This is a genomic window from Cupriavidus necator A5-1, assembly GCF_000744095.1.
GTDB lineage: Bacteria > Pseudomonadota > Gammaproteobacteria > Burkholderiales > Burkholderiaceae > Cupriavidus > Cupriavidus necator_A.
This window is the reverse complement of the sequence record NZ_JQLI01000008.1, coordinates 1,711,646-1,724,565: the sequence shown is the minus strand read 5'-3', so window position 1 is coordinate 1,724,565 and position 12,920 is coordinate 1,711,646. Positions and strand designations below refer to the sequence as shown.

11 protein-coding genes are annotated in these 12,920 nt (G+C 67.6%); 3 read left to right on the top strand and 8 right to left on the bottom strand.

The features are described 5' to 3' along the window. The first annotated feature begins 140 nt into the window (after nt 1-140). Nucleotides 141-1,829, top strand: a complete 1,689-nt coding sequence (locus tag K307_RS32120; protein WP_042884980.1) for an electron transfer flavoprotein-ubiquinone oxidoreductase — start codon at nt 141-143, stop codon at nt 1,827-1,829. A gap of 128 nt (nt 1,830-1,957) precedes the next feature. Here the strand turns inward: K307_RS32120 and K307_RS32115 are convergent, their stop codons facing one another. The 3 genes from K307_RS32115 to K307_RS32105 form a co-directional block, all read right to left on the bottom strand. After that, nucleotides 1,958-3,010: a lipase secretion chaperone gene (locus K307_RS32115; RefSeq protein ID WP_080745287.1), complete on the bottom strand. Its 1,053-nt coding sequence runs from the start codon at nt 3,008-3,010 to the stop codon at nt 1,958-1,960. Beyond that, the gene (locus tag K307_RS32110; protein ID WP_042884979.1) at nt 2,997-4,109 is read right to left on the bottom strand and encodes an esterase/lipase family protein; all 1,113 of its coding nucleotides are present in this window, start codon (nt 4,107-4,109) and stop codon (nt 2,997-2,999) included. Before K307_RS32110 ends, K307_RS32115 begins: the two co-directional genes overlap by 14 nt. A gap of 115 nt (nt 4,110-4,224) precedes the next feature. After that, nucleotides 4,225-5,085 carry a flagellar brake protein gene (locus K307_RS32105; protein WP_042884978.1) on the bottom strand — a complete coding sequence of 287 codons (861 nt, stop codon included), beginning with the start codon at nt 5,083-5,085 and terminating at the stop codon, nt 4,225-4,227. Nucleotides 5,086-5,327: 242 nt separating this feature from the next. Between K307_RS32105 and K307_RS32100 the strand changes: the two genes are divergently transcribed. Next, nucleotides 5,328-6,041: a FadR/GntR family transcriptional regulator gene (locus K307_RS32100; RefSeq protein ID WP_042884977.1), complete on the top strand. Its 714-nt coding sequence runs from the start codon at nt 5,328-5,330 to the stop codon at nt 6,039-6,041. Between the two features lie 36 nt (nt 6,042-6,077). Then, nucleotides 6,078-7,184, top strand: a complete 1,107-nt coding sequence (locus K307_RS32095; RefSeq protein ID WP_042884975.1) for an NAD(P)/FAD-dependent oxidoreductase — start codon at nt 6,078-6,080, stop codon at nt 7,182-7,184. On the opposite strand, the gene K307_RS32090 is transcribed toward K307_RS32095, so the two are convergent. The 5 genes from K307_RS32090 to K307_RS32070 form a co-directional block, all read right to left on the bottom strand. Then, nucleotides 7,106-8,386 (bottom strand): MFS transporter, encoded by a 1,281-nt coding sequence (locus tag K307_RS32090; protein ID WP_042884973.1) that lies wholly within the window; start codon nt 8,384-8,386, stop codon nt 7,106-7,108. The genes K307_RS32095 and K307_RS32090 overlap by 79 nt on opposite strands. Before the next feature lies 1 nt (nt 8,387). After that, nucleotides 8,388-9,497 (bottom strand): chorismate synthase, encoded by a 1,110-nt coding sequence (aroC, locus tag K307_RS32085; protein ID WP_042884971.1) that lies wholly within the window; start codon nt 9,495-9,497, stop codon nt 8,388-8,390. Nucleotides 9,498-9,571: 74 nt separating this feature from the next. Next, nucleotides 9,572-10,294: a glutathione S-transferase C-terminal domain-containing protein gene (locus K307_RS32080; RefSeq protein WP_042884969.1), complete on the bottom strand. Its 723-nt coding sequence runs from the start codon at nt 10,292-10,294 to the stop codon at nt 9,572-9,574. A gap of 28 nt (nt 10,295-10,322) precedes the next feature. Continuing rightward, a complete protein-coding gene (locus tag K307_RS32075) occupies nt 10,323-12,221 on the bottom strand; it encodes an MFS transporter (protein ID WP_042884967.1) in 1,899 nt (632 codons plus the stop codon). 176 nt (nt 12,222-12,397) lie between these two features. Continuing rightward, nucleotides 12,398-12,844 (bottom strand): CBS domain-containing protein, encoded by a 447-nt coding sequence (locus K307_RS32070; RefSeq protein WP_042884966.1) that lies wholly within the window; start codon nt 12,842-12,844, stop codon nt 12,398-12,400. Between the last annotated feature and the right edge of the window lie 76 nt (nt 12,845-12,920).

Genomic DNA, 12,920 nt, shown 5'->3' with positions numbered 1-12,920 from the left:
CCGGCGCCTTCGGGCATCAAATCGCTGCCAACTTCCCCTCCCCGCGCAGTTTGCGCCGGCCGGCACGAGTTCTGTGCAGAACGATCACCGCATTTCCCACAATTGCAAGCAAGCTGCGAAGAAATAGAGGGTTAGAGACAATGGATCAGCAACAACTCCTGGAGCAGTTCGGACCGCGTGAAGCCATGGAATACGACGTGGTCATCGTCGGCGGCGGCCCCGCCGGCCTGGCCACGGCCATCCGCCTGAAGCAACTCGCGCAGGAGAAAGGCGCCGACGTCAACGTGTGCGTGCTGGAAAAGGGCTCCGAGCCCGGCGCCCACATCCTGTCGGGCGCCATCATGGATCCGCGCGCCCTCAACGAACTGATCCCGAACTGGAACGAACTGGGCGCACCGCTGAACCAGGCCGTGACCGAGGACAAGTTCCTGTTCCTGAACGAGGCCGGCTCCAAGGGCACGCCCCCGGCGCTGCTGCCGGAGTGCTTCCACAACGAAGGCAACTACATCATCAGCCTGTCGAACTTCGTGCGCTGGCTGGGCCAGCAGGCCGAAGCGGCGGGCGTGGAAATCTTCCCGGGCTTCCCGGCCGCCGAGGTGCTCTACAACGAGGACGGCTCGGTCAAGGGCGTGGCCACCGGCAACATGGGCATCAACAAGGAAGGCGAGCCCACCGAGAACTTCCAGCTCGGCATGGAACTGCATGCCAAGTACACGATCTTCGCCGAAGGCTCGCGCGGCCACCTGGGCAAGCAGCTGATCGAGAAATTCAAGCTCGACGCCGGCAAGGATCCGCAGAGCTACGGCATCGGGCTGAAGGAACTGTGGGAAATCGACCCGGCCAAGCACAAGCCCGGCCTGGTGGTGCACACCGCCGGCTGGCCGCTCGACCCCGCCACCTATGGCGGCTCGTTCCTGTACCACATGGAAGACAACAAGGTCGCGGTCGGCTTTGTGGTCGGCCTGGACTACACCAACCCGTGGCTGTCGCCGTTCGAGGAATTCCAGCGCTTCAAGACGCATCCGGAAATCCGTCAGTACTTCGAAGGCGGCAAGCGCCTGAGCTACGGCGCCCGTGCGATCACCGCCGGCGGCCTGCTGTCGCTGCCCAAGACCGTGTTCCCGGGCGGCGCCCTGGTCGGCTGCGACGCCGGCTACCTGAACGCCTCGCGCATCAAGGGCAGCCACGCCGCGATCAAGACCGGCATGCTGGCCGCCGAGGCTGTCTATGACGCGCTGCAGGGCGGCCGCCAGCACGACGAGCTGACCGCCTACCCGGCCGCGTTCGAGCAGAGCTGGTTGTACAAGGAACTGCTGCAGGCCAAGAATTTCAAGCAGTGGTTCAAGAAGGGCCGCACCACCGCCACGCTGATGACCGGCATCGAGCAATGGCTGCTGCCCAAGCTGGGCATCCGCAACCCGCCGTGGACCATCCACCGCGTGAAGCCGGACCATGTCTACCTGAAGCCGGCGGCCGAGTGCGAGAAGATCGTCTACCCGAAGCCGGACGGCAAGCTGACCTTCGACCGCCTGAGCTCGGTGTTTATCAGCAACACCAACCACGAAGAGAACCAGCCGGCCCACCTGACGCTGAAGGACGCCAGCGTGCCGGTGAACATCAACTGGGACAAGTACGCCGGCCCCGAGTCGCGCTACTGCCCGGCAGGTGTGTATGAGTTCGTGCAGGACGAAACGTCGGGCAAGGAACGGCTGCAGATCAATGCGCAGAACTGCGTGCACTGCAAGACCTGCGATATCAAGGATCCGACGCAGAACATCGTGTGGGTGACGCCGGAAGGTGGTGGCGGGCCGAACTACGTGGGGATGTAACACCACCACGTCAGGCGAAGCCAACGGTTTCTGGATGCACCAAAGCCGCCCGAACTAGCCTAAGCGGTGTTCTCCCTCTCCCCTCAGGGGGAGAGGGGCGCAAACCAGCGGCGAGCGAAGCGCAATCGCTACCGCGTCTGCCGCCGCGCCGCCATCGCCTTGTCCACCGCCGCAGCCTGCAGCGCCTCGCTGGGGTTGCTGAACGCCTGCTTCCGCAACGCTTCGAGCTGCTGCCGGCGATCCTGCTCCGACAAACCCGGAAACGATTCGATCTGCGCGCGGCGAGCCGCGTAGTCGTCGTAGCGTTGTTGCCACGCCTGCTCGGCCTGTGCCTGCTGCTGGTAGCGCTGCGCAACTTCCGGCCCATAAACCTGCGCCAGCGCCGCGCCAATATCCTGCGCGCTCCGACCCGCTGCCTGCATGCCGGCGATGGTGTCGCCAATCGCCTGCGGACGGGCACTGGCTTCGCGCGTGGCGCGTAAGGGTTCGGGCAGCGCAGCGTCGAGCGCGGCCAGGCGCCGTTGCCGCTCCGCCTCGTCGAGCCCCGGCTGTGCCGCAATTTCCAGCCGTGCCAGCATGGCACCGTCGTATGCCTGCTCGTCACCAAACCAGATCGTCGCCACCTCCGGCAGCAGACGGTGCCGTGCCGCGTTGCGCGTGGCCTGCAGCGCCCGCAGTTGACCGACTTGCGTGGCATTCAGCGTGCCCTCGCCTGCATCCGCCAGCGGCTTGTTCGCCGCCTGCGGTTGTATCTCGGCAAGATAGGCCACATAGCGCTGCCAGAGCTGCCACGCCTGCCCCGCAGCCGGCTGCGGCACCCGGCGGCGGATATCGTCGTACACCAACTGGTCGAGCGCCCCGGCACCGCCGGCATCAAGGCGGGCGCTGAGGAAGTAGTCGAAGTACGTGCGCAATGCACGCGTCAACCGCAGGTTGCCGTGCGCATCGGTTTCCGGTCCGGCGGGCACGTCGACGCCCGCAAGCGATGGCAATGCGGAGACGCTGCCCCCCAGCCCTGTGTCAGCCAGCGTTACCGACCGATTTGCAGCGGCGACGGATGCCGCGCGTTGCGGCACGGCATCCGGACCGGACGGCATCGTCATCCAGTACACCGCAACCGCCGCGACGCCCGCCGGCAACAACGCCAGCCAGAGCCACGGCGCGCGTTCAGAGCTGGTCATTGCGCAGCCGGTTGGCGTGGCTGAGGATCACCGTGCGCGGGTCCACGTCCTGGTACAGGCCGGCCATCTGGTTCACCTCGTCGAGGTGGTTCCAGTAATAGCCGGTGGCCAGCACCCGGCCCCACTTGCTGCTGCAGACCGACACCAGCCCGTCATTCGGCCCGGCGCCCTTCAGGTCCATGATCCCGGCCAGGGTCGACATCATCACCGTGGTCGGATCCAGCAGGTTGGAGCGCAGCAGGCTGAAGGGGCCGCCCTGCCCGGTCCAGGAATACGCGGACTGCGTATGGGTGACGAGATTGCCCGCGGCATCGCGCGCCTGCCGCTGCTCGAAGGTAGCGCCGGGCGTGTCGCAGTCCGGCCCGAGTGCCGACTTCGTGCCCGGCACCAGCGTGGCATTCAGCCGCGCGTTCTGCTCGGCGGCGCCCTTCGTGGTCAGGATCCTCAGCGAAGCCAGTGCATCCTGGTCCAGCGCCTGCCCGTTGCTGATGCCGTTGAACCAGCCGACCGCATCGAACACCCCCTGGATCAGGCCGACCAGCACCGGTCCCGCGATCGCAATGCTGTTGACACCGTTGATCAGGTCCAGCACCGTGTCGGCCACCGGGCTGCCGCGGTGCGGGCTGCCGATGGTGGTCACCGAAGCGATATCCTGCGGCGACATCGCCGCCAGCGTGCGCGAGGTCGGGCCGCCCTGGCTGTGGCCGATCAGGTTGACCTTGTCGGCGCCGGTTTCGAGCTTGATCGCGCGCACATACGCCTGCAGTGCCAGCGCGCGCTCTTCGTCGCTGTTGAACGAGGGCACCGTGGCCACATAGACGCGCGCGCCGTGGGCACGCAGTATTTCGGGGATACCGTACCAGTAGTCGAGCACGCCGCCCATTTTCGCGGCGCCGGTGAGCCCGTGGACCAGCACGATCGGGTAGCGCGTCTTTGCGTAGTCTGCGCTCTCGGCAGTGGCGGGCCCCGACCAGGCCATCGTGGCCGCGGCAGCCAGTGCCGCTATGGTCCCTAGGATCCTGCCGGCCGCCTGCTTCCTTGCCGCATGCGTGCTGCGCCCGCACGCGTGGCCCGGGTCACGGTGTCCGCTGTGCTCCATCTTGTCTCCTCGGTGGTGGGTCTTTTTTTGTTGAAAGCAGTAAAGACCGCGCACCGCGTGAAGACAATCAAAACATTAGCGGAATTCCTCCAAACGGCCGCTACAGGGCTGCAGGCTACAAAAGCATGCACGTGTTCGACAGCAGCTGCTCGTAGATATAGCACTGCAGCAGTGTCATCTCGCGTTCGGCGAGCACGTCGAAGGCTACGCCGAAGGCCGGAAAATCGGCGTCTTCGCCGGGACCCTCTGGCGCCACGCGCACCCAGCCATCGACGGTCACTTCGCTGTCGAATGACGCGGTCCGCATCTTGAAGCGCAGCCGCACGCGGCTGCCCGGCGCAGGCGACGGCGCGGTGGTATGCACCAGCGCGCCGCCGGTGCTGAGGTCGGACAGCAGCGCCAGCCGCGCCGTACCCGACTCGACAGCATCCTCGTCCTCCGGCTCGGTCAGGTAGGCCGCCAGGCGCGTGGGCACGCGTGCGGCCTTGCGCACCGGCGTCGCATGTTGCTGCGCCGGCGCCGACAGCACCAGGTAGCGGAACGGGCTGCGGCAGACCGCGGTGATGGTCGAGGTGAAGCTGTGGATGGCCTGCCCGGAGAAGCCGCGCAGCAGCACATTGTCGCCCGCCTGCAGCGGCAGGTCGCGGCCGCCGAGCTGGGGCCAGGTTACGAACAGGCCTTGCTCGATAAAGCCGATCAGGCGGCTGGCCGCGGCGCGCGCGGTCTCGCCTTCATGCTTGATATGCAGCAGCGTGCCGACCTGCAGGCCGAGCGGGCCGGCCGTGGGACGCACGCAGTCGTCCGGGTTGTCGCCGTCGTCCTCGCGGCAGACCACGCCGTGCCGGAACACCAGCGCCAGGTCGCGCGCGTCGGGAATGACGCTGCCGCCGCCGAGCACCAGGTTGCCGTCGCCGTCGAGCAGCGACCAGGGCAGCGGGTGTCCGACAGGAAGATCGTTGGGAGTGAGCTGAATCATGGCTGTTTGCAGAGGGGCCCGGTGGGTCGTCCCCGTGGCAATGGCAAACCCACGGCGGAGCTGCCGGGCAGTATCCGCCACCTGTATTCGATCACTATCGGCGCCGTCGCGTGGAAATTAAGCGCTTGCCGATGGCGGAGAACCGTATGTGTAGCATTCGCTCCGTGCGCCAGGCTTGACGCCCGGCAAGTTCGGGACCAGAATCGCATAAAAGCTGTCTGACAGCCTGACATATTGCCCCCATGACAACCCTGCCCCGCCCGCCCTCGCTGGCCAGCCGCATCGCCCAGTCCCTGCACGACGACATCCTCGCCGGCCGTTACGTCGCCGGCGCGCGCCTGCCTGCCGAAGCCAGCCTGGCCGACACCTTCGGCGTCAGCCGGCCGATCGTGCGCGAGGCCATCGCGCAGTTGAAGGCCGACGGCGTGCTGGTCACACGCAAGGGCTCGGGCGCCTATGTGTCCGAGACGCCAGGCGGCCAGGCCTGGCGCGTGGCCAGCGCGCCGGACGGCGGCCCGACGCTGGCGCAACTGTTCGAACTGCGCCGCGTGGTGGAAACCGCCTGCGCGGAAATGGCGGCGCAGCGGCGCACCGAGGCCGACGTCGATGCCATCCGCGCCGCGCTGGCGGCGATGCGGGCGCAGGCCAACGGCCAGGGCGACATGGCCAGTGCCGCGGCGGCCGACATGGCCTTCCACCATGCCATCGCCGAGGCCGCGCACAACCCCTGCTTTACCGGCCTGACCGATTTCGTCAGCCAGCAGATGCTGGCCGCGCGCCAGCGCGCGTGGGAGAACACCGCGCGACTGGTTGCCAGCACCGGCGCCCCGCGCGCCGCCGACAGCGAACATGCGGCGCTGGCCGAAGCGATTGCCGCCGGCAACGCCGCTGCAGCGCGCGAGGCCGCGCAACAGCACCTGTCCGCCGCGGCCGCCCGCCTGGGCCTGCCCGGCTGACCCCCAAATACAGAGACACTCAACCAAGGAACGAGCATGGAAAAGGTGGATTGCGTCGTCATCGGCGCCGGCGTGGTGGGACTGGCGGTGGCGCGCGCGCTCGCGCTGCAGGGCCGCGAAGTGATCATCCTGGAGGCCGAGAACGCCTTCGGCACCATCACTAGCGCGCGCAACAGCGAAGTGATCCACGCCGGCATCTACTATCCCGCCGGCTCGCTGAAGGCGCAGCTGTGCGTGCGCGGCAAGGCCATGTTGTACGACTACTGCGCCACGCACCATGTCGCCCACCAGCGCTGTGGCAAGCTGATCGTCGCCACCAGCCAAGCGCAGGTGGCCACGCTGGAAGGCATCCGTACCAAGGCCGCGGCCAACGGCGTCGATGACCTGCGCCTGCTCAGCCAGGCCGAAGCGCAGGCGCTGGAGCCGCAACTGCAATGCCACGCCGCGCTGCTGTCGCCCTCGACCGGCATCATCGACAGCCACGGCCTGATGACCGCGCTGCTGGGCGATGCCGAGAACGCCGGCGCGATGCTGGCGGTGCAGTCACCGGTGCTGGGCGGCGCGGTGACGCAGGAAGGTATCCGCCTCGAAGTCGGCAACGAGGATGGCAGCGCGACCACGCTGCTGGCGCGGACCGTGGTGAACTCGGCCGGCCTGACCGCGCCGGAACTGGCGCGCCGCCTCGACGGCATGCCGGAGGCGCACATCCCGCCGCAGTACTACGCCAAGGGCTGCTATTTCACGCTGGTCGGCCGCGCGCCGTTCTCACGGCTGATCTACCCGGTGCCCGAGGCGGCCGGGCTGGGCGTGCACCTGACGCTCGACATGGGCGGCCAGGCGCGCTTCGGCCCCAATGTGCGCTGGATCGACGAGATCGAATACAGCGTGGACCCGGCCGATGCCGATGGTTTCTATGACGAGGTGCGCCGCTACTGGCCGGGGCTGGCCGACGGCGCGCTGCAGCCGGGCTATGCCGGCATCCGCCCCAAGATCAGCGGCCCGCACGAAGTGGCGGCGGACTTCCGTATCGATGGCCCGGCGGTGCATGGCGTGCCGGGACTGGTTCACCTGTTCGGGATCGAATCACCGGGACTGACCTCGTCGCTGGCAATCGCCGAGCGGGTCGGCGCGGCGCTGTCCTGAACCGCGCCGGTGCCTATGCCTTCGCCGCGAAAGCTCATCGCGGCGCAGAAGGCGCCGGCCGCCGCGGCGATCGCAGCCAGCCCGAAGGTATGCTCCGGCGCCAGCGCGTTCCAGGTCCAGCCCATCGCCAGCCCGCCCAGCGTGCCGCCGACGCCGTAGGAAATGCCCGTGTACAGCGCCTGCCCGCGCCCCTGCAACGGCCCGGAGAACCACGTCTGCAGCCGCTTCAGGCTGGCGCTGTGGTGCGCCGCGAAGGTGGCGGCGTGCAGCACCTGCACCAGCGCCATCAGCCATGCGAACTGCGCAAAGTAGCCGGTCAGCCCGAAGCGCAGCGCCGCCAGCACGAAGGTGCCCGCCAGGATGGTGCGCAGCGCATAGCGCGCGAACAGCAGGCCCTGGTAGTAGAAGAACACGATCTCGGCCACCACGCCGACGGTCCACATCACGCCGATGGCGAACTTGCTGTAGCCGAGCTTCTCCAGCCACAGCGAATAAAATACGTAGAGCGCGGCGTGCGCGAACATCATCAGGAAGGCTGACGCCAGGAACCACGCCACGTCCGGGCGGCGCAGCAGCGGCAACGCGGGCGGCGCCGGCACGCGCGGCCCCTCGTCCGTGGCATCGCGCATGGTCAGCACCACGCCGACCAGGATCGCCAGCAAGGCGCTCGCCACCCACGGGAAGGCGCGCATGCCGACCGCTTCGAACAGCGCCCCGCCCGCCAGCACCGCACCGATAAAGCCGGCCGAGCCGAACATGCGGATGCGGCCGTAGCTGTGGTCGAAGGCGCCGTAGCGGCGCAGGGTGGAAATGGTCAGCGCATCACCCAGCGGCGACATCGCGCTGGTCAGCAGGCTCAGCGTCAGCATCATCGCCATCATGCCGCCGTAGCTGCCGACGCCGGGCAGCATCAGGAAGGCCAGCAATGAGGTGAACGCGCTGACGCGCAGGATGCGCACGCGCGTGTGCATCACGTCGGACAGCCAGCCCCACAGGTAGGGGCCGACGATGCGGCTGACCTGGAAGCTCGCCATCAGCACGCCGATCTGCACGGGATCGAAGCCGCGCCCGGCGAAATACAGGCTCACGTACGGCGAGATAACGCCGACGTAGCCGTAGTAGCCAAGGTAGAAGAGCCCGAAGCGGGCGTAGTCAGGGCGTCCGGCGCCGGAGGCGCCGCCGCCCGCGGATGGCGCCGTCAAGTCAGCGCGACTGGCCGGCCTGCGCCGGAATCTGCGGCGTATCGACCTTTACGTCGCCGCACTGCGCGCGGTGGCGCAGCGCGTGGTCCATCAGCACCAGCGCCAGCATGGCCTCGGCGATGGGCGTGGCGCGGATGCCCACGCAGGGATCGTGGCGGCCGAAAGTCTCGACCGTGGCGGCATTGCCGGCCTTGTCGATCGACTCGCGCGGGGTGCGGATCGAGGAAGTCGGCTTGATCGCCAGCGACACGGTAATGTCCTGGCCGGTCGAGATGCCGCCCAGCACGCCGCCGGAATTGTTGGTGCGGAAACCCTCGGCGGTCAGCTCGTCGCCATGCACGCTGCCGCGCTGGGCCACGCTGTCGAAGCCGGCGCCGATCTCCACGCCCTTGACCGCGTTGATGCCCATCATCGCGTGGGCGATGTCGGCGTCGAGCCTGTCGAACAGCGGCTCGCCCAGGCCGACCGGCACATTGCTGGCCACCACCTCGATGCGCGCGCCGACCGAATCGCCGTCGCGGCGCAGCGCGTCCATATAGGTTTCCAGCTCGGGGATGATGTCCGCATTGGGCGCGAAGAACGGGTTCTCCGGCACGTGCGACCAGTCAGTGAACGGCACCGCGATCTCGCCCAGCTGCGACATGTAGCCCCGGATCTCGATGCCATACTTTTCGCGCAGCCACTTCTTGGCCACCGCCGCCGCGGCCACCACCGGCGCGGTCAGGCGCGCCGACGAGCGGCCGCCGCCGCGATGGTCGCGGATACCGTACTTCTGCCAGTAGGTGTAGTCGGCGTGGCCCGGGCGGAAGGTCTCGACGATATTGCCGTAGTCCTTGCTGCGCTGGTCGGTATTGCGGATCAGCAGGCAGATCGGGGTGCCGGTGGTCTTGCCCTCGAACACCCCCGACAGGATCTCGACCTGGTCGGCTTCCTGGCGCTGCGTGACGTGGCGCGAGGTGCCGGGCTTGCGGCGGTCCAGGTCGCCCTGGATGTCGGCCTCGGTCAGCGCCATGCCCGGCGGGCAGCCATCCACCACCGCGCCGATGGCAGGCCCGTGCGATTCGCCGAAGGTGGTGACAGTGAAGAGCAGGCCAAGGGTGTTGCCGGACATGATGGAAACCGCACAGGAATTGGGGACGGCCTCCATTGTAAGGCCAATGCCCGCCCTCGGGCGGCCCGCAGGGCTCAGGCCGCTGCGGTTTCCGGCGCGAAGTCGGGGTAGAACTCCGCCCGCATCCGGTCCATATAGGCCACCAGGTTGGCATGCCCCTCCGCCGCGGTACGGATCGGGGTGTCGAATACGGGGCACAGCAGGCTGGCGGCGAAGGCGAACAGCGTGGCGTCGGCCCCGCACGGCTTGTCGCCCATCAGATAGCGCTTGTCGCCCAGGATATCGGCAATCGAGGTCACGCCCTTGCTGGCCAGCGCCACCAGTTCTTCCTCGCTGTGCCGGCCCAGGCCCTGCCCCCACAGCGTCTTGCGCACCTTGTAGCGCACCAGCCGCTCGGCCAGCCCGCGCACCGGTGCCGGCACGCCGCGAAAGAACAGTGCCGGGCCCTTGTCGAAATTGTGCTGGTCGAGCCAGCGCACGCGTGCCACCGCCCAGTACAGGTGGTCTTCCATCAATTTCTCGGCAGCCCAGGCGATACCGCGTTCGGCCGGACTCAGGCCGGCATCGAAGTCAATGTGGTAGGTCTTCTCGATATGCCAGCGGATCATGGTGGAATCCGCCACGATTCGCCCCATGTCGTCCAGGTACGGCAGCTTGCCCTTGGGCGCGTGGCGCAGGCTGCCGCGGCGGGCCTGGTACGGCAGGCCGGCGAGCTTGAGCAGCATCTCGGCCTTGGTGACGAAGGGGCTGGCGTCGGGCAGCCCGAAGGCGGGGCCGAAGGTATAGAGGGTGATCATCGAGGGCTCAGGTTCCGCATTCCATCAACTAGCGCCAGTCGCCGCGCAGCGTCTGCACCATCTGCTGCAGCCCTTCGGGCGTAGCCGCCTCCGGCGACACCGGCTCGCCCACCACCAGCTCCAGCCGGTTCAGGATGCCGCGCCGGAACGGCCGCGACATCGCCGGCGCACCCTTGCGCGAGAAGTAGCTGCCCCACAGCCCGCGCAGCGCCATCGGCACCACCGGCACCGGGGTGCGCCGGATGATCTGCTGCACGCCTTGCTTGAACGGGTTGATCTCGCCGGTGGCGGTGATCTTCCCTTCCGGGAAGATGCAGACCAGGTCGCCGCCCTGCAGCGCATCGGCCACGCTGTCATAGGCGCGCTTGAGCATCTCAGGGTCTTCATGCGCGGGCGCGATCGGGATCGCCTTGGCGTGCCGGAAGAACCACGACAGCAGCGGCACCTTGAAGATGCGGTAATCCATCACGAAGCGCACCGGGCGCGGGCTGCACGCCATCAGCACCACCGCGTCGGCAAAGCTGACATGGTTGCAGACCAGCACGGCCGGTCCGTCCGCGGGGATCCGCTCGGCATTGATGCGGCGCAGGCGATAGATGGTATGGACCAGGATCCAGGCGATAAAGCGCAGCAGGAACTCCGGCACCAGCGAGTAGATATAGACCGCCACCACGGCATTGAGCAGCCCCACCACCAGGAACAGCTGCGGAATGCTGTAGCCCGCCAGCGCCATCGCCACGCCCAGCAGCGACGCCGCGATCATGAAGAAGCTGTTCAGGATATTGTTGGCCGCGATGATGCGCGCGCGGTGCGTGGGCGCGCTGCGGCTCTGGATCAGCGCATACAGCGGCACGCTGTAGAAGCCGCCGAACATGGCCAGCAGGAACAGGTCGGCCAGCACGCGCCAGTGGCGCGGCTCGGCCAGGAAGCCGCCGATGCCGCTGAGCGTGGCCGCGGCCTGCCCCTGGCTGGCAAAGTACAGGTCGACCGCGAACACCGTCATGCCGATCGAGCCGAACGGCACCAGCCCGATCTCGACATGGCGCCCGGACAGCCGCTCGCACAGCAGCGAACCGATGCCGATGCCCACCGAGAATACCGCCAGCAACAGCGTCACCACGTTCTGGTCGCCGCCCAGCACATCCTTGGCGTAGCTGAAGAACGAGGTGAGGAAGGTGGCGCCGAGGAACCACAGCCACGAGATGCCGAGCAGGCTCAGGAACACGGTGCGGTTGCCGCGCGCCAGCATCAGGTTGCGCCAGGTCTCCGAGAACGGGTTCCAGTTGATGCGCAGGTCGGGCTGCGGCGCCGGTGAGACCGGGACCCGTCTCGACACTACCCGCCCCGCCACCGCGATCGCCACGCATAGCGCGCCGACGTACATCGGCCCCACGATCGCGCCGCCCTGCTGCAGCCCGGCCAGCTCGCCGCCAACCAGCGTGCCCAGCAGGATCGCGACGAAGGTGCCCATCTCCACCAGCCCGTTGCCGCCGACCAGCTCGCTCTCATCCAGGTGCTGTGGCAGGTAGGCGAACTTGACCGGCCCGAACAGCGTGGAATGCAGCCCCATCAGGAAGGTGCCGGCATACAGCAGCGGCGCGCTGTGCCAGGCAAAGCCGGCCAGGCCCAGCACCATGATGGCAATCTCCAGCGACTTGACCAGCCGGATCAGGCGCGACTTTTCCAGCTTGTCGGCGATCTGCCCGCTGGTGGCCGAGAACAGCACGAACGGCGCGATAAAGATCGCCGAGATCAGGAACGCGGCGCTGCGCGCGTCCACGCCCTCGAACAGCGCCGTGTGGTAGGTCACCAGCGAGGTGAAGGCGACCTTGAAGACGTTGTCGTTCATCGCCCCGAGGAACTGGGTCCAGAAGAACGGGGCAAAGCGGCGCTCGCCGAGCAGTCGGAACTGGCTGTGTTGGCTCATGGATGGGGGCCGTCCGGTCCGGAGGCCGGTGCGGAAATGGAAATTCCGGCAGTGTGCCGGAGCCGGGGTCCGGCCGCCATCATGCCACCGCCGCGCGGCCGCGCGGCGTCAGTCGAAAGAAATTTCGAAGGAAGCTTCAGTCTGGACCGTCCGGCGCACCGGACGGCGCCGCGGCATTACTCGGCGCGCTCTTCCGGCCAGTCGCGGATATAGGCCTTGAGCATCTTGTTCTCGAAGCTCTGGTCCTCGACCACGGCCTTGGCGACGTCGTAGAAGGAGATCACGCCCATCAGCGTGCGGTTGTCGAGCACCGGCATATAGCGAGTGTGACGCGCCAGCATCATGCGGCGCACCTCGTTGACGTCCGTTTCCATGGTGCAGGTCACCGGCGCATCGTCCATCACCTTGCGGATGCTGGTGGTGCCGACGCTGCCATTGTTCCTGGCCAGCGTCTCGATGAGCTCGCGGAAGGTCAGCATGCCGACCAGGTCGCCGTATTCCATCACCACCAGCGAGCCGATATCGTGCTCGGCCATGGTGTGGACGGCGACCAGCAAGGAGGTGTCAGGCGTCACGGTGAAGAGCGTATTGCCCTTGATCTGGAGGATGTCGCTGACTTTCATGTTGGTCTCCGCTGCCTGTACGTAAGATATCGCTCCGACGACGTGGGCGATTCCGGTCACTTCGTTATCTGTCTCT